At 69.1% G+C, this 20865-nt stretch carries 21 protein-coding genes and 1 tRNA gene; 17 read left to right on the top strand and 5 right to left on the bottom strand.

The features are described 5' to 3' along the window. The first annotated feature begins 69 nt into the window (after positions 1 to 69). From trpC to ACAG20_RS03530, 7 genes are all read left to right on the top strand, one after another. Entirely contained in the window at positions 70 to 888 is an 819-nt protein-coding gene (gene trpC / locus ACAG20_RS03560; protein ID WP_013829065.1) for an indole-3-glycerol phosphate synthase TrpC, read from the top strand. Then, positions 889 to 2160, top strand: coding sequence for a tryptophan synthase subunit beta (trpB, locus tag ACAG20_RS03555; protein WP_370491553.1), 1272 nt, complete (start codon positions 889 to 891; stop codon positions 2158 to 2160). Further along, positions 2157 to 2963, top strand: a complete 807-nt coding sequence (gene trpA / locus ACAG20_RS03550; protein WP_370491552.1) for a tryptophan synthase subunit alpha — start codon at positions 2157 to 2159, stop codon at positions 2961 to 2963. The genes trpB and trpA overlap by 4 nt, the downstream gene beginning before the upstream one ends. Further along, complete coding sequence (gene lgt / locus ACAG20_RS03545) at positions 2960 to 4327, top strand: prolipoprotein diacylglyceryl transferase (RefSeq protein ID WP_370491551.1); 1368 nt, start codon at positions 2960 to 2962, stop codon at positions 4325 to 4327. Before trpA ends, lgt begins: the two co-directional genes overlap by 4 nt. A gap of 34 nt (positions 4328 to 4361) precedes the next feature. Beyond that, complete coding sequence (locus tag ACAG20_RS03540) at positions 4362 to 4769, top strand: NINE protein (RefSeq protein WP_370491550.1); 408 nt, start codon at positions 4362 to 4364, stop codon at positions 4767 to 4769. Positions 4770 to 4858: 89 nt separating this feature from the next. Next, on the top strand, positions 4859 to 6277 hold the full coding sequence (gene pyk, locus ACAG20_RS03535; protein ID WP_112685150.1) for a pyruvate kinase: 1419 nt from the start codon (positions 4859 to 4861) through the stop codon (positions 6275 to 6277). Beyond that, entirely contained in the window at positions 6277 to 7155 is an 879-nt protein-coding gene (locus tag ACAG20_RS03530; protein WP_370491549.1) for an acyl-CoA thioesterase II, read from the top strand. The genes pyk and ACAG20_RS03530 overlap by 1 nt, the downstream gene beginning before the upstream one ends. Positions 7156 to 7196: 41 nt before the next feature. Here ACAG20_RS03530 and ACAG20_RS03525 read toward each other — a convergent pair whose 3' ends face one another. From ACAG20_RS03525 to ACAG20_RS03510, 4 genes are all read right to left on the bottom strand, one after another. Then, positions 7197 to 7730, bottom strand: coding sequence for a DUF4190 domain-containing protein (locus ACAG20_RS03525; RefSeq protein WP_370491548.1), 534 nt, complete (start codon positions 7728 to 7730; stop codon positions 7197 to 7199). A gap of 99 nt (positions 7731 to 7829) precedes the next feature. Further along, the gene (locus ACAG20_RS03520; protein WP_370491547.1) at positions 7830 to 8441 is read right to left on the bottom strand and encodes an HdeD family acid-resistance protein; all 612 of its coding nucleotides are present in this window, start codon (positions 8439 to 8441) and stop codon (positions 7830 to 7832) included. A gap of 21 nt (positions 8442 to 8462) precedes the next feature. After that, complete coding sequence (locus ACAG20_RS03515) at positions 8463 to 9710, bottom strand: alpha/beta hydrolase fold domain-containing protein (RefSeq protein WP_370491546.1); 1248 nt, start codon at positions 9708 to 9710, stop codon at positions 8463 to 8465. Between the two features lie 65 nt (positions 9711 to 9775). Beyond that, the gene (locus tag ACAG20_RS03510) at positions 9776 to 11086 is read right to left on the bottom strand and encodes an adenylate/guanylate cyclase domain-containing protein (RefSeq protein WP_370491545.1); all 1311 of its coding nucleotides are present in this window, start codon (positions 11084 to 11086) and stop codon (positions 9776 to 9778) included. Between the two features lie 67 nt (positions 11087 to 11153). Between ACAG20_RS03510 and ACAG20_RS03505 the strand changes: the two genes are divergently transcribed. Next, positions 11154 to 11480 (top strand): YnfA family protein, encoded by a 327-nt coding sequence (locus ACAG20_RS03505; RefSeq protein ID WP_112685162.1) that lies wholly within the window; start codon positions 11154 to 11156, stop codon positions 11478 to 11480. Between the two features lie 14 nt (positions 11481 to 11494). On the opposite strand, the gene ACAG20_RS03500 is transcribed toward ACAG20_RS03505, so the two are convergent. Then, positions 11495 to 11571: transfer RNA gene (locus ACAG20_RS03500), tRNA-Leu, on the bottom strand. 80 nt (positions 11572 to 11651) lie between these two features. Here ACAG20_RS03500 and ACAG20_RS03495 point away from each other — a divergent pair. The 9 genes from ACAG20_RS03495 to ACAG20_RS03455 all read left to right on the top strand — a co-directional run bounded on the left by ACAG20_RS03495 (position 11652) and on the right by ACAG20_RS03455 (position 20747). Continuing rightward, positions 11652 to 12275, top strand: a complete 624-nt coding sequence (locus ACAG20_RS03495; RefSeq protein WP_112685164.1) for an ANTAR domain-containing response regulator — start codon at positions 11652 to 11654, stop codon at positions 12273 to 12275. Between the two features lie 37 nt (positions 12276 to 12312). Beyond that, positions 12313 to 13671: a Pup--protein ligase gene (gene pafA / locus ACAG20_RS03490; RefSeq protein ID WP_112685166.1), complete on the top strand. Its 1359-nt coding sequence runs from the start codon at positions 12313 to 12315 to the stop codon at positions 13669 to 13671. Positions 13672 to 13720: 49 nt separating this feature from the next. Further along, positions 13721 to 14716 carry a helix-turn-helix transcriptional regulator gene (locus tag ACAG20_RS03485; RefSeq protein WP_370491544.1) on the top strand — a complete coding sequence of 332 codons (996 nt, stop codon included), beginning with the start codon at positions 13721 to 13723 and terminating at the stop codon, positions 14714 to 14716. Continuing rightward, the gene (locus ACAG20_RS03480) at positions 14713 to 15663 is read left to right on the top strand and encodes a helix-turn-helix transcriptional regulator (protein ID WP_370491543.1); all 951 of its coding nucleotides are present in this window, start codon (positions 14713 to 14715) and stop codon (positions 15661 to 15663) included. Before ACAG20_RS03485 ends, ACAG20_RS03480 begins: the two co-directional genes overlap by 4 nt. Further along, a complete protein-coding gene (locus ACAG20_RS03475) occupies positions 15660 to 15893 on the top strand; it encodes a DUF2510 domain-containing protein (RefSeq protein WP_112685173.1) in 234 nt (77 codons plus the stop codon). The genes ACAG20_RS03480 and ACAG20_RS03475 overlap by 4 nt, the downstream gene beginning before the upstream one ends. Before the next feature lie 39 nt (positions 15894 to 15932). Then, positions 15933 to 16163 carry a Sec-independent protein translocase subunit TatA gene (gene tatA / locus ACAG20_RS03470; protein WP_013829048.1) on the top strand — a complete coding sequence of 77 codons (231 nt, stop codon included), beginning with the start codon at positions 15933 to 15935 and terminating at the stop codon, positions 16161 to 16163. 110 nt (positions 16164 to 16273) lie between these two features. Further along, the gene (gene tatC, locus ACAG20_RS03465) at positions 16274 to 17110 is read left to right on the top strand and encodes a twin-arginine translocase subunit TatC (protein ID WP_370491732.1); all 837 of its coding nucleotides are present in this window, start codon (positions 16274 to 16276) and stop codon (positions 17108 to 17110) included. An 84-nt stretch (positions 17111 to 17194) separates the two neighbouring features. Continuing rightward, positions 17195 to 19954: an RNA helicase gene (locus tag ACAG20_RS03460; RefSeq protein WP_112685179.1), complete on the top strand. Its 2760-nt coding sequence runs from the start codon at positions 17195 to 17197 to the stop codon at positions 19952 to 19954. 73 nt (positions 19955 to 20027) lie between these two features. After that, the gene (locus tag ACAG20_RS03455; RefSeq protein WP_112685181.1) at positions 20028 to 20747 is read left to right on the top strand and encodes a DUF4333 domain-containing protein; all 720 of its coding nucleotides are present in this window, start codon (positions 20028 to 20030) and stop codon (positions 20745 to 20747) included. Positions 20748 to 20865: the final 118 nt, after the last annotated feature.

Below are 20865 nucleotides of genomic sequence, written 5' to 3'. Positions count from 1 at the left end.
GGTGACGGTCGTTACCCTTCGAGGGAGGTCCCGGACAAGGGGAGCCAAGCGGGAGAGGAACTGGCAGACATGAGTTCGGCAACCGTGCTCGACTCCATCATCGAGGGAGTCTGCGCCGACGTTGCCGCCCGGGAGGCCGTCGTCAGCCTGGCGGAAGTCAAGGCGGCAGCCGAGGCCATGCCCGCGCCGCGCGACGTCATGGCGGCCCTGCGAGAGCCCGGCATCGCGGTCATCGCCGAGGTCAAACGCGCCAGCCCGTCCAAGGGGCAACTGGCCCCGATCGCCGATCCGGCCGAACTCGCCTGCGCCTACGCCGAGGGCGGAGCCCGCGCTATCAGCGTGCTGACCGAGGAGCGCCGCTTCAACGGCTCGCTCGCCGACCTCGACGCGGTGCGTGCCGCGGTGTCGGTTCCGGTGCTGCGCAAGGACTTCATCGTGCGGCCCTACCAGATTCACGAAGCTCGTGCGCACGGCGCGGACATGCTGTTGCTGATCGTGGCGGCGCTCGAGCAGCAGGCCCTGGTCTCGATGCTCGACCGCACCGAGTCGCTCGGGATGACCGCCCTGGTGGAGGTGCACACCGAGGAAGAGGCTGACCGGGCCCTGACCGCCGGCGCCAAGGTGATCGGGGTCAACGCCCGCGACTTGCACACGCTGGAGGTCGACCGGGACTGCTTCGCACGGATCGCGCCGGGCCTGCCGACCGAGGTGGTCAAGATCGCCGAGTCCGGCGTGCGCGGCACCGCGGACCTGCTGGCCTATGCCGGTGCCGGCGCGGACGCCGTCCTCGTCGGCGAGGGACTGGTCACCAGCGGCGACCCGCGGGCGGCCGTTGCCGATTTGGTCAGTGCGGGTAAGCATCCGTCCTGCCCGAAGCCCGCCCGCTAAATGTCGGATACCGCGCACCCGAACCTTCCGCGTGCCAGCGCCGGAGTCGCCGAACCCAGCCGACACGACCCGGATGCCCGCGGGCACTTCGGCGCCTACGGCGGCCGCTACGTCGCCGAGGCGTTGATGGCGGTCATCGAAGAGGTCACCGCCGCCTACGACAAGGTGCGCAATGACCGGGAGTTCCTCGACACCCTCGACAACCTGCAGACGCACTACACCGGCCGGCCCTCGCCGCTGTATGAGGCGCAGCGCCTGACCGCCCACGCCGGCGGTGCCCGCATCTTCCTGAAGCGCGAGGACCTGAACCACACCGGCTCGCACAAGATCAACAACGTGCTGGGCCAGGCCCTGCTGGCGCGGCGGATGGGCAAGACCCGGGTGATCGCCGAGACCGGCGCCGGTCAGCACGGCGTGGCCACCGCCACCGCCTGCGCCCTGCTGGGCCTGGAGTGCGTGATCTACATGGGAGCCGTCGACACCCGCCGCCAGGCGCTCAACGTGGCCCGGATGCGGCTGCTGGGCGCCGAGGTGGTCTCGGTGGAATCGGGCTCGCAGACGCTCAAGGACGCCATCAACGATGCGTTTCGGGACTGGGTGACCAACGCCGATCGCACCTATTACTGCTTCGGGACCGCGGCCGGGCCGCACCCGTTCCCGACCATGGTGCGCGACTTCCAGCGGATCGTCGGGCTGGAGGCCCGCGCTCAGATCCAGCAGCTGGCCGGCCGGCTGCCCGATGCCGTGGTGGCCTGCGTCGGCGGTGGGTCGAACGCCATCGGCATCTTCCATGCGTTCATCGACGACCCCGCGGTGCGGCTGATCGGCTACGAAGCCGGCGGCGACGGTGTGGCCACCGGTCGGCACGCCGCGACGTTCGCCGGTGGCTCTCCGGGGGCGTTTCAGGGCTCGTTCTCCTACCTGCTGCAGGACGAGGACGGGCAGACCATCGAGTCGCACTCGATCTCGGCGGGTCTGGACTATCCCGGCGTCGGCCCGGAGCACGCCTGGCTGCGGGAGACGGGGCGCGCCGAGTATCAGCCGATCACCGACGCCGAGGCGATGGAGGCGTTCGGAATACTCTGCCGCACCGAGGGAATCATCCCGGCGATCGAATCAGCGCACGCGGTGGCCGGCGCGCTCAAGCTGGCCACCGAGCTGGGCCCGGGCAAGGTCATCGTGGTCAACCTGTCCGGACGCGGCGACAAGGACGTCGAAACCGCGGGCAAGTGGTTCGGGCTGCTGGGCGACGATGACGGCGGCCAGGCATGACCGATCACACCGGCGACCGGCTGGCCCCGATGTTCGCCGCGTGCCGGGCGGAGGGGCGCGCCGCGCTGATCTGCTATCTTCCCACCGGCTACCCGGACGTGCCGGGTTCGGTCGCCGCCATGACCACCCTGGTCGAATCGGGTTGCGACCTCGTCGAAGTCGGCGTGCCCTACTCCGATCCGGGAATGGACGGCCCGACCATCGCGCGGGCCACCGAGGTGGCCCTGCAGGGCGGCGTCCGGGTCCGCGACAGCTTGACCGCGGTCGAGGCGATCGCTGCTGCCGGTGGCCGTGCGGTGGTGATGACCTATTGGAATCTGGTGCTGCGCTACGGCGTCGATGCCTTCGCCCGCGATCTCGCCTCGGCCGGGGGGCTGGGGGTGATCACGCCCGATCTGATCGTCGATGAGGCCGACGACTGGCTGGCGGCATCCGAGCAGCATCAGCTGGATCGTATCTTTCTGGTGGCGCCGTCGTCGACACCGCAGCGATTGGCCGAGACCGCACATGCCTCAAGCGGATTCGTCTACGCGGCGTCGACGATGGGTGTCACCGGTGCCCGCGACACGGTGTCGAACGCGGCGCCGGAACTGGTGGGCCGGGTACGGGAGGTCTCCGACATTCCGGTCGGGGTGGGCCTGGGTGTGCGTTCCGGCGCGCAGGCCGCCGAGATCGGCACCTATACCGACGGTGTCATCGTCGGCTCGGCGCTGGTCACCGCACTCGGCGATGGCTTGGAGGCGCTGCGCTCGCTGACCGAGGAGCTGGCGTCGGGTGTGCGTCAAAGGATTCCACAGCCATGACGTTGAACTGGCTGACGTACTTTCCCAGTCCGGCTCGCGGTGTCTGGCATCTGGGCCCGGTACCGATCCGCGCCTATGCCCTGTGCATCATCATCGGCATCGTCATCGCGCTGCTGATCGGTGACCGCCGGTGGCGGGCGCGGGGCGGTGAGCCGGGGGTCATCTACGACATCGCGTTGTGGGCCGTGCCGTTCGGCTTGATCGGTGGGCGGCTGTATCACCTGATGACCGACTGGCGAACCTACTTCGGTGAGGGCGGCGCCGGCTGGGAGGCGACGCCGCGGATCTGGGACGGCGGCCTGGGGATCTGGGGTGCGGTGGCGCTGGGCGGGATCGGCGCCTGGATCGGCTGCCGACGTCGCGGGATCCCGTTACCGGCGTTCGGTGACGCGGTCGCGCCCGGCATCGTGCTGGCGCAGGCGATCGGCCGACTCGGCAACTACTTCAACCAGGAACTCTACGGCCGCGAGACGACCTTGCCGTGGGGCCTGGAGATCTTCTGGCGGGAGGACGCCGCCGGGGTACGCGATCCGCACCTGCTCGACGGTGTGTCGACCGGCGAACTGTACAAGATCGTGCAACCGACGTTCCTGTACGAATTACTCTGGAATCTGGCCGTATTCGCGGTGTTGATCTATGCCGACCGGCGGTTCCGCATGGGTCACGGCCGGCTGTTCGCGCTCTACGTCGCCGGTTACTGCATCGGGCGCTTCGGCATCGAACTGCTGCGCGACGACGCGGCCACCCACATCGCCGGGATCCGGGTCAACTCGTTCACGTCGACGTTCGTGTTCATCGGGGCGGTGGTCTACATCCTGCTAGCCACCAAGGGCCGCGAGGATCCCGAGGTCATCCGCCGCGCATGGGAATCCGACGCACCGGAGGACCAGGCTGCGGAGGCCGAACCCGAGCCGGCACCCGAAGAAGAGCTGGTGGCGGTCGGCGCGGCGAACGGCGTCGGATCCGTGGTCCGGATACCGGAACGGCTTGCCGGCAAAGCCGAAACCGAGCCGGACGAGGCCGGCGCCGACGACACCGCCGGCCAGCACACCGACGACGCCGAGGCCTCCGACACCGAGGCCGGCGACGATACCGACGAGGGTGACGAAGCCGACGAGGGTGACGAAGTCACCGAGGGTGATGACGTCGCCGAACCGGTGGACCAGGCCGACGAGGACACGGCTGAGACCGCCGAGGAATCCGTGGCGGACGACGCCGAAGTCGTCGAAGACACCAAAGAGTCCGACGGCGGCGTCGACGACGACAGCGACGAGCACACCGCGGAGGCCGACGGAGCCGAGCAGGACGCCGCGGCTGACGGGGACGACGCGGCTGACGAGGCCGACGAGCCCGACCAGCGCTGATTTCGCTCCGACCGGCACCACCGGTTTTTCTGGCATGCTGCAAGACATGACCGATCCGTCGTGGCCGCCGGCAGGTCCGCCGGAGGGTTGGCAGCACCACCCGCAGCAGCCGGGCTATCCGCCCCCGTATCCGGGCTACCCCGACGCCGTGGCGCCCCACGGCCGCCATCCGGTCACCGGGCAGCCGTACTCCGACAAGTCGAAAGTCATCGCAGCCCTGCTGCAGCTTCTGGGCTTGTTCGGGTTCCTCGGATTCGGGCGCATCTATCTGGGTCAGACCGCGCTGGGAGTCGCGCAGTTGCTGGGCTGTCTGCTCTTCACCGCGGCGACGTGGGGCATCGGTGCCGGCGTCCCGGTGATCTGGGGCATCGTCGATGCGATCCTGATGCTCGCCGGGCGGGTGCGCGACAAGCAGGGCCGACCGCTGCGCGACGGGGTCTGACGCGCCAGACGGCCGCTGACCACGCAGCTTTCGGCGATGCCAACCGTTCCGGAGGGGAGCGGCCCAGTCGGCCCGACTATGCTTGGGTCGTGAATCGACGCGGCAAAATCGTCTGTACTCTCGGTCCGGCGACCCACTCCGCGGAGATGGTCCGAGCATTGGTCGACGCGGGCATGGATGTGGCCCGGCTGAACTTCAGCCACGGTGACCACAAAGACCATCAAGCCTCTTACGAATGGGTGCGCACCGCTTCGGATGCGACCGGGCGGGCGGTCGGTGTGCTGGCCGACCTGCAGGGACCCAAGATCCGGCTGGGACGCTTCGCCGACGGCTCCGCCTACTGGGCCAACGGCGAGACCATCCGCATCACGGTTTCCGACTGCCCGGGCGGCCATGATCGGGTGTCCACCACCTACAAACACCTCGCGGCCGATGCGGCACCCGGCGACCGTGTCCTGGTCGACGACGGCAAGGTCGGCCTGGTGGTGGAACACATCGACGGCGAAGACGTGGTGTGCACCGTCACCGAGGGCGGCACCGTCAGCAACCACAAGGGCATATCGCTGCCCGGCATGAACGTCTCCGCTCCGGCGCTGTCCGAGAAGGACATCGAAGACCTGGAATTCGCGCTGGACCTCGGCGTCGACATGGTGGCGCTGTCCTTCGTGCGCTCGCCGTCGGATGTGGAGCTGGTGCACGAGGTGATGGACCGGGTCGGTCGCCGCGTCCCGGTGATCGCCAAACTGGAGAAGCCGGAGGCCATCGAGAACCTCGAGGCCGTGGTGCTGGCGTTCGACGCGGTGATGGTGGCCCGCGGTGACCTGGGAGTGGAGCTCGCACTCGAAGAAGTGCCGTTGGTGCAGAAGCGCGCCATTCAGGTGGCGCGCGAGAACGCCCGACCGGTCATCGTCGCGACCCAGATGCTGGAGTCGATGATCTCGAATTTCCGGCCCACCCGCGCCGAGGCGTCCGACGTGGCCAATGCGGTGCTCGACGGCACCGACGCGGTGATGCTGTCCGGTGAGACGGCCGTCGGCAAGTACGCCCTGGAGGCGGTACGGACGATGAGCCGGATCGTGTGTGCGGTGGAGGAGAATTCCACTGCGGCACCGCCGTTGTCGCACATTCCGCGCACCAAGCGCGGGGTGATCTCGTATGCGGCCCGCGACATCGGCGAGCGTCTCGACGCCAAGGCACTGGTGGCGTTCACTCAATCCGGTGACACCGTTCGCCGGCTGGCCCGGCTGCACACCCCGCTGCCGTTGCTGGCGTTCACGGCGCTTCCCGAGGTCCGTAGCCAGCTCGCAATGACCTGGGGCACTGAGACATTCATCGTCCCGCAGATGCAGTCGACCGATGGGATGATCCGTCAGGTCGACAAGGCGCTGCTGGATCTGGGCCGCTATCACCGCGGCGACCTGGTGATCGTCGTCGCGGGAGCCCCGCCGGGCACCGTCGGTTCGACCAACCTGATCCATGTGCACCGGATCGGGGAGGACGACGTCTAGTGCCGGCCGAGCCGAACACGGACTTCCAGGAGCTGTTGGCCGTTTTGGACCTCGAGGCCACCGGACCCGACGTGTTCACCGGATCGCACCCGAGCAAGACGCCGCTGCGCACCTTCGGCGGACAGCTGATGTCGCAATCGTTCGTGGCCGCGAGCCGCACCGTCTCGGAGCGCCTGCCGCCGGGCACGCTGTCGGTCCACTTCATCAACGGCGGGGATCCGGCCCGCGACATCGAGTTCCGGGTCCACCGGCTGCGCGACGAGCGGCGGTTCGCCAACCGCCGGGTCGACGCGTTGCAGGGTGACACCCTGATCGCCACCGCGATGGTCTCGTATCTTGCCGGCGGTCGCGGGCTCGAGCACGGCGCGGAAGTGCCCGCGGTCGCCGATCCGGAGACGCTGCCCCGGGTCCGGAAGCTTCTGGAGGGCTACGAGGAGGTTGTGCCCGGCTTCGTCAATGCGCCGCACCCGATCGACTGGCGCTATGCCAACGATCCCGCCTGGGTGATGCGTGACAAGGGCGGGCAGCTCGCCCATAACCGGGTCTGGATGAAGGCCGACGGGGTGCTGCCCGAGGATCCGGTGCTGCACACCGCGCTGATGGTGTACTCGTCGGACACCACGGTGCTCGATTCGATCATCACCACCCATGGGCTGTCGTGGGGTTTCGACCGGATCTTTGCCGCCAGCGCCAACCACACCCTGTGGTTCCACCGGCCGGTGCGGTTCGACGACTGGGTGCTGTACGCCACGTCGTCACCGGTGGCCGCGGACTCCCGGGGGCTGGGCACCGGGCACTTCTTCGACCGATCCGGGCAGGTGATCGCCACCGTCACCCAGGAGGGCGTGCTGATGTACTTCCCCAACGCCAAGCGCTGACGAGCCTGTCTGCCGCGATTGCGCCGGCTGTGCAGGCGCCACTAGGCCGGCATCAGTGCCGAGTCCGACGACTCCTGCACCATCGGGGCTTCGGCGGTGCCGAACTTGTTCTCGAAATGCTCACGGAACCGGTCGGTGCACTGCTGCTGGGCGGCCGCGTCCGAACCCGCTTTCGTCATGCAGTCCACGTAGTCGCCGCCGCCGGCCGTCCGCCAGATGCCGACGTAGACGAAGATGCAGCCGATTCCGGCGACGACCGCCAGGGCGCCGAGCACGATGCCGGAGATCGCGACCCCGCCGTTGTCGGCTTCACCGCGTTTGGCGCGGCCGCGACCGATGAACCCGAGCACCACCGCCACGATCCCCAGCACCACACCGCCGATCACCGACAGCGCGGTCACGATGCCGGCGATGGCGACCACCAGGGCGGCGATGCCCGCGCCGTTGCGGGGGGCGCTGGTCTGGCCGGGCGGAGGGTAGCCGGGGTAGTGCGCGGGTGCCGGGTAGGGGTAGGGGTAGCCCGGCGGGGGGTAACCACCGCCGGCCGGCGGCCAGGACGGTTGAGACTCGGGCATTGCGCGCGCTCCACATCAGGGCATTCGACAGGTGTCAGCAGGGACAGAACTCAGGGTACCTGTGTCGGCCCGTTCGGGCTCGGGAGCAGCGGGCGCCCGCTACCGCCCCGACAGCGCCGTGGCGACCTCGCGGGAGGCCCGCCGGATGCTGAAGGCGCCGATGATCTCGGCGATACCGATGACGATCAGCCAGCTGCCGACCACCAGCGCCAGGATCCACAGCGACGTGAACGGTGCCGCCAGCGTCACCAGCCCGGCCAGCAGGCTGACCACGCCCATGAAGATCTGCCAGCCGCGGCCCGGCAGCGCGGGGTCGCTGATGGCGGCGACGGTGGTGGCCACCCCGCGGAAGATGAAGCCGACCGCGATCCAGATGGCCAGCAACAGCACCGCCAGGGCTTCCTCATCGGAATGGAAGTGCCGGAAGCACAGCACGGCCAGGATCAGCGACGCCGCCCCGCTGATGAAGAGCAACACCCGCCCACCCGCCGACATGACCGGCAGGCTGAAGGCGAAAATCGTCTGCGCCACACCGGTTACCAGCAGGTAGATGCCGAACAGAATCGCGGCAGCCAAAATCGAGTTACCGGGCCGAGCCAGGACCAGCACGCCCAGCACCAGCGCCAGGACACCGGAGACCAGCGTCGATTTCCAAAGATGTGGCAGCAGTTTCGGAGCGGTGGTCGTTTCCATGCCCGGAGTGTGGCACATGGGCCGCTGCAGTGGGCGGTTTCAGCCTGACTGCCGTGCCGTGTCCCGGGCGTAGATCTCGGCGAGGAACTGCTCGACGGCGACCGCGGTGTGCGCCGCCCGGGGCGAGCCGAAGATGTCGAATGCGTGCTGAGCCAGCGGCAGTTCCGCATAAACGACGGGGTTCGCGCTGACATCGCGCAACCGGGCGGTGAACGCGCGGGCCTGCTCGACCGGGACCAACGAGTCGTTGCTGCCGTGCAGCACGAAAAAAGGTGGGGCGTCAGCCGAGATGTACGTCATCGATGAGGCGGTGCGATAGGTGTCGGGGAATCGGCGCCGGCTCTGCTTGAACACGTAAGCGCTGAGCGCCGGTGTCAGCAGCGGATGCAGGTCGGTGTCACCGGTGAAGTCGTAGACGCCGTAGAACGGAACCGCCGCGCGCACACTGGTGTCGGCATTGGCGAAGCCCGGCTGGAACTGCGGGTCGCCCGCGGTCAGTGCGGTCAGCGAGCACAGGTGACCGCCCGCCGAGCCGCCGGTGACCGCGACCCAGTCCGGGTCGCCGCCGTAGTCGGCGATGTGGGCTTTGGTCCAGGCCAGCGCCCGTTTGACATCGACGATGTGGTCCGGCCATGTCGAGCGGGGGCTGAGCCGGTAATTGATCGACACGCATACCCAGCCCCGTTCGACCAGATGGCTCATCAGCGGATGCGCCTGACCGCGTTTGCTTCCCACCATCCAGGCACCGCCGGGCACCTGCAGCAGGACCGGAGCGCGGCCGTCGCGGGGCAGGTCGCGATGCCGCCATACGTCGAGGGTGTTGCGGCCCCCGAATTCGCCGTAGGCGATGTCGGCGTCGGTGGCGTAGTCGCGGTAGGCCCGCAGCATGCGTACCACGCCGGGCGCTTTGGCGGCCTCGCCGCTCGGGCCCGGACTCTGCCAGAGCTCACGGCCGTCGGTGCGGCGATCCGCACCGAGTTCGGCGTCCAGCGCCTCGGTCAGCGGCCGATTCGCGGTGCGCCCGAGATGGTTGAGCCCGAGCAGGCCCAGCCACGACAGCGCCGACACCAACCAGCTGAAACGTCGCGCCGGTGGCGACAGCCACCGCGACACCGCTGCCAGCGTCGCGGATTGCCCGGCCAAGAGTTGCAGCGGAAGCTCCGAGGCGAACAGGCCGAAACCGAACGAATACAGCGACGGATAACCGTGCTTGGCCAACGGGCGGTAGCCGTTGAGGGTGACGGCGAGTCCGGCCAGCGAGCCGAAGACGGCCAGAAGCCTCGTCATTGCGCTCCTCTGCGTTGTGGGACAACCTGGTCCGGCACCCTACCGAAGCCGGGCGAGTCACCCGGTCAGCGCGCGGGGGCGACCGACAGCGACCGGCTCGCCGGGCCGGGGGCGGAGGACGGGCGCGCACCGACCAGGAACCAGGTGTGCACGACGCCCTTGCCCTTGACCTCGACGTCGCCGCGCTCCTCGAAGATGAAGTCGCTGCTCAAGCGCTGCCGGACATCCTGCGGGACCTGGATACGGTCCGGTACGCCGGTCGACTCCATCCGGGAGGCGAGATTCACCGCATCGCCCCACACGTCATAGAAGAACCGGCGATTGCCGACCACACCGGCGACCACCGGGCCGGCGGCCAGACCGATGCGCAGCGATACCGGCCCGCCCAGCGGATCGCGCAGGTCGGCGATGGTGTCGGCGATGTCGAGGGCCAACTGCGCCAGCGCGTGCAGATGGTCCGGTCGCGGGTCGGGGACGCCGCTGACCACCATGTAGGAATCACCACTGGTCTTGATCTTCTCCAGCCCGTGCCGCTCGACGAGCCGATCCAGTCCGGTGTAGAGCTCATTGAGGAATTCGACCAGCTGCCCCGGATCGGTCTGGCTGGCCCGCCGGGTGAAGTCGGCGATATCGGCGAACAGCACGGAGGCATCGGGATAGCTGTCGGCGATGACGTCGACCGCCGGGTTCTTCAGCCGTTCGGCGACCGCCCCCGGCAGGATATTGGCCAGCAGCGATTCCGAACGCTCGTACTCGGCCTCCATCGCCGCTTCGGCGCGGGAGATCTCGCGCAGCGCGAACCAGACCGTCGCTACCACCATGAAGCACGCCGAGACCACCACCAGCACGAACGACAGGTCGCGGAGCCAGCCCGGCTGGTCCAGTTTGTAGGTGGGAACCAGGAATTGCAGGATGATCGTCAGCGCGGCGCCGACGCCTGCCACGACGGCGGCCAGCTTGATCCGGTCCACGCCCAGAATGAGCACACTGATCGACGCCGCGGCCAGGAAGTAGAACTGGATGCCCGACCCGGTGCCGACCACCCAACACACCACGAACGTCGTCAGGTAGGCGATGCCGACGAACGCCAAGGGCGCGATCAGCTCGCCGTAGTGGTACAGCAGCGGGGTCAGCACAAAGGCGGCGGCGGCGATCAGATTGAGCGCACCGATCCACCAGTACGTGGGGTCAGCCCAGATCTCGAGGAGTCCGAAGCCCGCGCTGATGATCGCGGCCAGCCCGGCGGAGACCTTGAGGATCCGCAGCCGCTGCGACAGCCGCGCCGCGTAGTGGCGGGTGCGCGCCGGCATGCAGTGCCAGGGCCGGTCGGGAGGCTGGGACTCCGCCGACACCGCGAGGAACCGCTTGACGGTCACCTTCGACAGCCTAATCCCGTGAACTGGGCAGTTGGCGGTTTCACCTGGGCGGCTAGGGTCAACGTCCATGGTGCTGCGTTCGGTTGCGCTGTTCGTGCTGGCCGCCATCGCGGAGATCGGCGGCGCCTGGCTGGTGTGGCAGGGGGTACGTGAGCACCGCGGCCTGCTGTGGGCCGGGGCCGGTGTGATCGCCCTGGGCTTGTACGGCTTTGTGGCGACGTTGCAGCCCGACGCTCATTTCGGCCGGATCCTGGCCGCCTACGGCGGGGTGTTCGTGGCGGGCTCACTGGCCTGGGGCATGGCCTTCGACGGCTTCCGGCCCGACCGCGCCGATGTGCTCGGCGCGCTGATCTGCCTGATCGGGGTGGCCGTGATCATGTACGCACCACGCTGAGCGGCGGCGATCCGTGGTGCCCTCGGTGAGATTCGAACTCACACTGTACGGGTTTTGAATCCGTTTCCTCTGCCAGTTGGGATACGAGGGCCCAGCGCCTGCGCGCGGGTCTCCACGATAGACGATGCCCCGAAGGGTTGCCGCCGCCGGCAGGCGCGACAGAATGGGGTGATGACTGCGTCGACATCCGAGGGCGCCCCGCGCCCTGCCCGCCGGGTCCTGATCGCCGAGGACGAGGCGCTGATCCGGCTCGACCTCGCCGAAATGCTGCGGGAAGAGGGCTACGAGGTGGTCGGCGAGGCCGGCGACGGCCAGGAGGCCGTCGAACTGGCGGAGCTGCTGCGCCCCGATCTGGTGATCATCGACGTCAAGATGCCGCGCCGCGACGGCATCGACGCGGCCTCCGAGATCGCCGGCAAACGCATCGCGCCGATCGTCATGCTCACCGCGTTCAGCCAGCGTGACCTGGTGGAACGGGCGCGCGACGCCGGGGCGATGGCTTATCTGGTCAAACCGTTCTCGGCCGGGGATCTGGTACCCGCCATCGAGCTGGCGCTCAGCCGCTCGGAGGAGATCACCGCGCTGGAACGCGAAGTCAGCAGCCTGTCGGAGCAACTCGAGACCCGCAAGCTCATCGAGCGCGCCAAGGGACTGCTGCAGTCCAAGCAGGGACTGAGCGAGCCGGACGCGTTCCGGTGGATTCAGCGGGCGGCGATGGACAAGCGCACCACGATGCGCCAGGTGGCCGAGGTCGTGCTGGAAACCCTCGACACGGCGGCGAACCCCCCGGCCTGACCACCGTTGCCCTGGTTCAACCAGTAGTCTCGATGACGTGCAGCGCAGAATCATGGGCATCGAGACCGAGTTCGGTGTCACCTGCACCTTCCACGGCCACCGGCGACTGTCACCCGACGAGGTGGCGCGCTATCTGTTCCGCCGGGTGGTGTCCTGGGGCCGCAGTTCGAATGTGTTCCTGCGCAACGGCGCCCGGTTATACCTGGATGTCGGCAGTCATCCGGAGTACGCCACCGCCGAATGCGACAACCTGGTGCAGCTGGTCACCCACGACCGGGCCGGCGAGCGGGTGCTCGAAGACCTGCTGATCGATGCCGAGCAGCGGCTGGTCGATGAGGGGATCGGCGGCGACATCTATCTGTTCAAGAACAACACCGACTCGGCGGGCAACTCCTACGGCTGCCACGAGAACTACCTGATCGTCCGCGCCGGGGAGTTCTCCCGGATCTCCGACGTGCTGCTGCCGTTCCTGGTGACCCGCCAGCTGATCTGCGGCGCCGGCAAGGTGCTGCAGACCCCCAAAGCCGCCGCCTTCTGCCTGTCGCAGCGCGCCGAGCACATCTGGGAGGGCGTGTCGAGCGCCACGACCCGATCGCGTCCCATCATCAACACCCGCGACGAGCCGCACGCCGACGCCGAGAAGTACCGCCGGCTGCACGTCATCGTCGGGGACTCCAACATGTCCGAGACCTCCACCCTGCTCAAGGTGGGCAGCGCGGCACTGGTGCTGGAGATGATCGAGGCGGGGGTGCCCTTCCGCGACTTCTCGCTGGACAACCCGATCCGGGCCATCCGCGAGGTCAGCCACGACGTCACCGGCCGGCGGCCGGTACGACTGGCGGGCGGACGGCAGGCCGGTGCGCTGGACATCCAGCGCGAGTACTACGGGCGGGCCGTGGACTACGTACAGACGCGGGCCAGCAATCCGCAACTGGAGCAGGTCATCGACCTGTGGGGTCGTCAGCTCGACGCCGTCGAAACCCAGGACTTCGCCAAGGTGGACACCGAGATCGACTGGGTGATCAAGCGAAAACTGTTCCAGCGCTACCAGGATCGGTACGACATGGAGCTGTCGGACCCCAAGATCGCCCAGCTGGATCTGGCCTACCACGACATCAAACGCGGCCGCGGCGTGTTCGATCTGCTGCAGCGCAAGGGGCTGGCCGCCCGGGTCACCACCGACGAGGAGGTCGACGAGGCCGTCGACACCCCGCCGCAGACCACCCGCGCCAAGCTGCGCGGCGAATTCATCAGTGCCGCACAGGCCGCCGGCCGAGACTTCACCGTCGACTGGGTGCACCTCAAGCTCAACGATCAAGCCCAGCGCACCGTGCTGTGCAAAGACCCGTTCCGGTCGGTCGACGAGCGGGTCAAGCGGCTGATCGCCAGCATGTAGCACCCACTTCCGACCGACTCGCCCGATGCCACCGCCTATCCTCCATGGCATGGCGACTGCCAAAGTCGAACGACTACTGAATCTGGTCATTGCACTGCTGTCCACGCGCGGCTATCTCACCGCGGACAAGATCCGCGCCACCGTGATCGGCTACGGTGACAGCCCCAGCGACGAAGCGTTCTCGCGGATGTTCGAGCGGGACAAGAACGAGCTGCGTGATCTGGGCATTCCGCTGGAAACCGGGAAGGCGTCGGTGTTCGACACGGTAGACGGCTACCGCATCAACCCCGATGCCTACGCGCTGCCCGCCATCGAGCTCACCAGTGAGGAGGCCGCCGCGGTCGCCGTGGCGGTCCAGCTGTGGCAGTCGCCGCAGCTGCGGGCCAACGCCCAGGGGGCGGTGGCCAAACTGCACGCCGCCGGCGTCGAGGTGGACCCGGCGCGCGCCGACGTACTGGTGGCGCCCCCGGCGGCGCTGCCGGGCATCCACCGAGCCGAGCCGGCGCTGGGCGCCCTGATGGACGCCGTCCAGGCGGGGCAGGCCGTGCAGTTCGGTCACCGCCCGTCGCCGGTCGATGCGTACGTCACCCGCACCGTGGAACCGTGGGGGGTGGTGACCCACGGCGGCCGCTGGTATCTGGTCGGCCATGACCGGGATCGTGATGCGGTGCGCACCTTCCGGATGTCACGGATCGCCGACGAGGTCACACCGATCGGGTCGCCAGGTTCGGTCACCCGCCCCGGCGGCGTCGACCTGCGCGCGATCGTCGCCGAGGCCGTCGGCGAAGCGCCGAGCGGGCTGCAGGCCCGGATCTGGGTCGCCGACGGCCGGGCGGTGGCACTGCGCCGGGCCGGCACCGTGCTGGGCCGGCAGGCCCTCGCCGGCCGCGACGGCGACATCGTCGGCGTCGACATCGGCACCCACGACCGGCTGGCCCGCGATATCGCCGGGCACGGGGCCGACGCCGTCGTGCTGGATCCGCCGTCACTGCGCGACGACGTGGTGGCCCGGCTGACCGCCAGCGCCCGGGGGGTGCTCGCGTGAGCCAACTTTCCAAGCGGCTGGTCCGGCTGCTGAACATGGTGCCGTATCTGCAGGCGCGGCCCGGCATCACCAAGAAGCAGGCGGCCGCCGAGCTCGGGGTGAGCCTGGCGCAGCTGCAGGCCGACCTGCATCAGCTGGTGATGTGCGGCATGCCCGGCTACGGGCCCGGCGAGCTGATCGACGTGACGTTCTACGACGACCGGCTCGATGTGCACGAGACCGCCGGGGTGGATCGGCCGTTGCGTCTGACGTCGCCGGAGGCCACCGCCATGCTGATGGCGCTGCGGGCGTTGGTCGACATGCCCGGCATCGTCGACCCCCGAGCGGCCCGCAGCGCGATCGCCAAGATTGAGAACGCCGCCGGCGAGGCCGCCCACCGCGCAACCGACATCGCGGACGAAGACGACCCGGTCGCCGCGGTCGTCCGTGACGGCGTGCACCGCCGCCGCGCGATCAGCATCGACTACTACGCCGCCTCGCGGGACACGTCGTCGCGCCGGGTCGTCGACCCCATCCGGGTGGTGCTGATCGCCAACCACAGCTACCTGGAGGCATGGTGCCGCGAGTCCGCCGGGGTGCGGTTGTTCCGCTTCGACCGGATCGACGACGCCGAGTTGCTCGACGAGCCCTCGGCGCCGCCGGAACCGGCACGCCAGGCCGAGACCGACACCTCGCTGTTCGACGCCGACCCGTCGCTGCCGGTCGCCACCGTTCGGGTCGCGCCGGTGGCGGCCTGGATGTTCGAGTACTACCCGATGCGACTGGTCGGTGAGTCGGCCGACGGCTGGCGGGAAGCGGAGATGACCTACGCCTCCGACGAATGGTTGACGCGGCTGCTGCTGGGCATGGGTGACGAGGTGCAGATCGTGGCGCCCGAGTCGGTGGTCGACGGGGTGCGCGAGGCCGCGGCCGCCGCGCTGGCGGCCTACCGGGATGTACGCGCATGACCGCCTTCAGCGCCGGAATGCTGATGGCCGATATCGCCTTCCTGGTCGTGGTGATAGGCGTGGTGGCCGGCATCGTTTTCCTGGTCAAGGCCAAGTCGAGGTCGGCGAGGCAATCAGCGGTGCCCCCGGCTTGGTATCCGGATCCCGCCGACCCCGAACTGCTCCGCTACTTCGACGGTCAGAGCTGGACGGGGGCCACCCGTCCGCGGCGTGCGCCGCCGGGGTCCTGAGCTGCGGTAGCATCGATACGACGTCTGGAGGTAAGCAAAGTGAACGCTTTAGGACCGTCGCACCTGGCGATCCTCGCCGTCGCCGTGATCATCTTGTTCGGCGCCAAGCGCCTGCCCGACGCGGCGCGCTCGCTCGGTAAGTCGATGCGCATCTTCAAATCCGAGGTCCGCGAACTGCAGAACGAGGCCAAGCCGGATTCGACCGCCAACTCGACCACCGTCTCCTCCGAGCGGGTCGATCCGCCGGCGGCCGGCGGTCCCTCGGCGTAGCCCGGCATCGCCGTCGCGGCATCCGCGTCTGATCTACTGTGCCCACGCTCGGAGCTCTGCGGCGGCTGGACCCGCGACTGCGTCGCAGCCGCACCAATCCCGACGGGACGATGTCGCTCGTCGATCACCTGCGTGAGCTGCGGACCCGGCTGCTGATCTCGCTCGCCGCGATCGTGGTCACCACGATTATCGGCTTCGTCTGGTACGGCCGGCCGCTGTTCGGGCTGGAGAGTCTCGGTGAGTGGCTGCGCCAGCCGTACTGCGAGCTGCCGGCATCCTCGCGCGCCGCGATCGCGCCCGACGGGCAGTGCCGACTGCTGGCCACCGCGCCCTTCGACCAGTTCATGCTGCGGCTCAAGGTGGGGCTGGCCGCCGGAGTCGTGCTGGCCTGTCCGGTCTGGTTCTACCAGTTGTGGGCGTTCATCACGCCGGGGCTGTACCGCAAGGAGCGGCGCTTCGCGGTGGTGTTCGTCGTGTCGGCGGCGGTGCTGTTCGTCACCGGCGCCGTCCTGGCTTATCTGGTGCTCTCCAAGGCGCTGGGTTTTCTGCTGACCGTGGGCAGCGATGTGCAGGTGACCGCGCTGTCCGGCGACCGCTATTTCGGTTTCCTGCTCAACCTGCTGGTGGTGTTCGGCATCAGCTTCGAGTTTCCGCTGCTGATCGTCATGCTCAACCAGGTCGGGGTACTGAGCTACGCCCGGTTGAAGGAGTGGCGGCGCGGGCTGATCTTCGCGATGTTCGTGTTCGCGGCTTTCTTCACCCCCGGGTCCGACCCGTTCTCGATGATCGTGCTCGGCTGCACGTTGAGCCTGCTGCAGGAGTTCGCCATCCAGATCGCCCGGTTGCACGACAAGCGCAAGGCCCGGCGGGAGGCCACCACGCAGCTACCCGACGACGAAGCCTCGCCGCTCGAGGCGCCGGCGCCCGTGACAGCCCCGCATGAGTAGCCCCCCGATCGCGCGAGCGGGCGTGTTTGCTCAGCGACACGCCGGTTTGGCCGTACAACTGTGCACGCTCACCGGGCCGCCGGCATGACCGAGCTCGAGCGGTTCACCGCCGGCCTGCCGTTCGGACTCGACGACTTCCAGCGCCGCGCGTGCCTGGCGCTGGCGGACGGTCGGGGAGTGCTGGTCTGCGCACCGACCGGCGCGGGCAAGACCGTGGTCGGCGAGTTCGCGGTGCACCTGGCGCTGGCAGCCGGCGGAAAGTGCTTCTACACCACCCCGATCAAGGCACTGAGCAACCAGAAGCACACCGACCTGGTGGCCCGCTACGGCAAGGACCGGGTCGGTTTGTTGACCGGCGATCTGTCGGTCAACGCCAGCGCGCCGGTGGTGGTGATGACCACCGAGGTGTTGCGCAACATGCTCTACGCGAATTCGCGCGCGCTGCAAGGCCTTTCCCATGTGGTGATGGACGAGGTGCACTTTCTGGCCGACCGGATGCGGGGCGCGGTCTGGGAGGAGGTAATCCTGCACCTGGCCGATGAAGTGCGGTTGGTCAGCCTCTCGGCGACGGTCAGCAACGCCGAGGAGTTCGGCGGCTGGATCCAGACGGTGCGCGGGGACACCGCCGTCGTCGTCGACGAGCACCGCCCGGTGCCGCTGTGGCAGCACATGATGGTGGGCAAGCGGCTTTTCGACCTGTTCGAGTCTCGACCCGACACCGACGGTAAGGGATCCGCGGGCCGGCCTCGCGTCAACCCACAACTGTTGCGGCACATTGCACATCGTCGCGAAGCCGACCGGCTCACCGACTGGTCGCCACGGCGCAATGGCGGCCGGGGCGGCCCGGGGCGGCCGAGCTACCGCCCGCCGATGCGCCCGGACGTGATCGCGGTGCTGGATTCGGCCGGGCTGCTGCCGGCGATCACCTTCGTGTTCTCCCGGGTCGGCTGCGATGCCGCCGTCAAACAGTGCCTGCGCTCACCGCTGCGGCTGACCACCGAGTCCGAGCGCGCCCGTATCGCCGAAGTGATCGACCACCGGTGCGGCGACCTCGCCGACGACGACCTGGATGTACTGGGCTACTACGAATGGCGCGAGGGGCTGCTGCGCGGGCTGGCCGGCCACCACGCCGGGCTGCTGCCGGTGTTTCGCCACACCGTCGAAGAGCTGTTCACCGCCGGCCTGGTCAAGGCGGTGTTCGCCACCGAAACCCTGGCGCTGGGCATCAACATGCCGGCCCGCACCGTGGTGCTCGAACGGTTGGTCAAGTTCAACGGTGAACAACATGCCGCCCTGACACCGGGCGAATACACCCAGTTGACTGGCCGGGCCGGCCGGCGCGGCATCGACGTCGAGGGCCACGCGGTGGTGTTGTGGCATCCGGGGGAGAGCACCGCGGACCCCGAGCAGGTGGCCGGGCTGGCCTCCACCCGTACCTTCCCGTTGCGCAGTTCGTTCGCCCCGTCCTACAACATGACGATCAATCTGGTCCAGCAGATGGGCCCCGAGCAGGCCCACCGGCTGTTGGAGCAGTCGTTCGCCCAGTACCAGGCCGACCGGTCCGTCGTCGGCCTGGTGCGCGGCGTCGAACGCGGCGAACGGACCCTCGACGAGATCGCCGCCGAACTCGGCGGCCGCGACTCGCCGATGCTCGACTATGCCCGACTGCGGGCGAAGATCTCCGAACGGGAGCGAGCCCAGGCGCGCGCCTCACGGCTGCAACGGCGCCGGGCCGCCAGTGACGCCCTGGCCGCGCTGCGCAAAGGCGACATCATCACCCTCACTCACGGCCGCCGCGGCGGTCTGGCAGTGGTGTTGCAGGCCGACCGGGATTCGGACGAGCCGCGGCCACTGGTGCTCACCGAGCATCGCTGGGCGGGCCGGATCTCCTCGGCGGACTACTCCGGCGCCGAGGGGCCGATCGGCACCATGACCCTGCCCAAGCGGGTGGAGCACCGCCAGCCGCGGGTCCGCCGCGATCTGGCCTCGGCGTTGCGGTCGGCGGCAGAAGGTCTGGCGGTGCCGAAGCCGCGCGGCCGACGCGGCGGCGGGCGGCAGGAGGACCCGGTGGATCCGGAGCTGGCCGCGCTGCGGCAACGGATGCGCGACCATCCCAGCCACGGCGACGCCGACCGTGAGGACAAGGTGCGCACCGCCGAGCGCTACCTGCGCGTGGAGGCTGACAATGCGCAACTGCGCAAGAAGGTCGACGCGGCCACCAACTCGCTGGCCCGCACCTTCGACCGGATCGTCGGCCTGTTGGCCGAACGCGGCTTCATAACGACCGGTGACGGCGACCCGAAGGTGACCGCCGATGGCCGGATGCTGGCCCGGATCTACAGCGAGAGCGACCTTTTGGTCGCCGAATGCCTGCGCACCGGCGCGTGGGACGGGTTGGGGCCTGCCGAACTGGCCGCGGTGGTCTCCGCGGTGCTCTATGAGTCCCGCGGTGCGGACGGCCCGGACGGCCCTCCGACGCCGTACCCGCCCACCGAGCCGGTGCGCCGTGCGCTGCACCGGACCCGCAAGCTCTCAGCGACGCTGCGGGCCGACGAGAGCCGGCACCGCATCAGCCCCAGCCGCGAACCCGACGAGGGGTTCGTCGCCGCGGTGTACCGCTGGGCCCGCACCGGCGACCTGGCCTCGGCGTTGGACGCCTCGGAGGGATTGGCGGCCGGCTCCGCGGCGCCGTTGTCGGCGGGCGACTTCGTGCGCTGGTGCCGCCAGGTGCTCGACCTGCTGGATCAGCTGCGCAATGCGGCGCCCGGCGCCGAATTGCGGGCGACCGCAAAACAGGCGATCGACACGGTTTTACGCGGCGTCGTCGCCGTTGACGCCGGGTAGGCTGGTCCGCGCGCTACGGTGGAGAGCCGGCGGTGATCAGCAGCCGCTACGTGAGAGGACTTGAGGAACAACGATGAGCGGACCGCAGGGATACGACCCGACGCAGCCGTGGCAACCTCAGCAGCCCGGGCAGCCCGAAGAGCGGCCCGGCACCGGGCAGGGACCTGCAGCCGGCGCCGAGCAGCAGTGGCAGCCGCCGGCCTACACGCCGTCGCAGTACCCGCAGTCCTACCCGTCAGCACCGCAGTATCCCGGCTATCCGCAGCCGGAGCAGTACGGCCAGCCCGGGGGTTACGGCCAACCCACCCAGTACGGCCAGCCCGGCCAATACGGCCAGCCCGGCCAGTACGGCCAGCCCGGCCAGTACGGCCAGCCCGGCCAGTACGGCCAGCCGGGCCAGTACGGTCAGTACCCGCAGCAGCCGGGCCAGTTCGGTCAGCCCGGCTCCGGTGGCAAACGCCCGACGGCGCTGGTGGGCACCGTGCTCGCCGCGTGCCTGGGCATCGCCGCACTGGTGGTACTGGTACTGGGCTTCTGGAAGCCCGGGTTTTTCGTGACCACCAAACTCGATATCGACAAGGCGCAGCAGGGTGTGCAGCAGATCCTGGCCGACCAGACCAACGGCTACGGCGCCAAGAACGTCAAGGACGTGCGCTGCAACAACGGTCAGAGCCCGGTGGTCAAACAAGGCGACACGTTCAACTGCGAGGTCAGTATCGACGGCACCAAACGCCAGGTGACCGTCACCTTCCAGGACAACTCCGGCACCTACGAGGTCGGTCGGCCCAAGTAGTCCCGGCGGTTTAGCGAGCCTCGACGCAGGAGAGGCGAAGCTGGGACCGCCGCATGAGCACGGCGGTTTAGCGAGCCTCGACGCAGGAGAGGCGAAGCTGGGACCGCCGCATTAACCC

This window comes from Mycobacterium sp. pW045 (assembly GCF_041287085.1).
Taxonomy (GTDB): domain Bacteria; phylum Actinomycetota; class Actinomycetes; order Mycobacteriales; family Mycobacteriaceae; genus Mycobacterium; species Mycobacterium algericum_A.
Note: the sequence above shows the minus strand (reverse complement) of the source record. Positions and strands in the feature narration are given on the sequence as shown.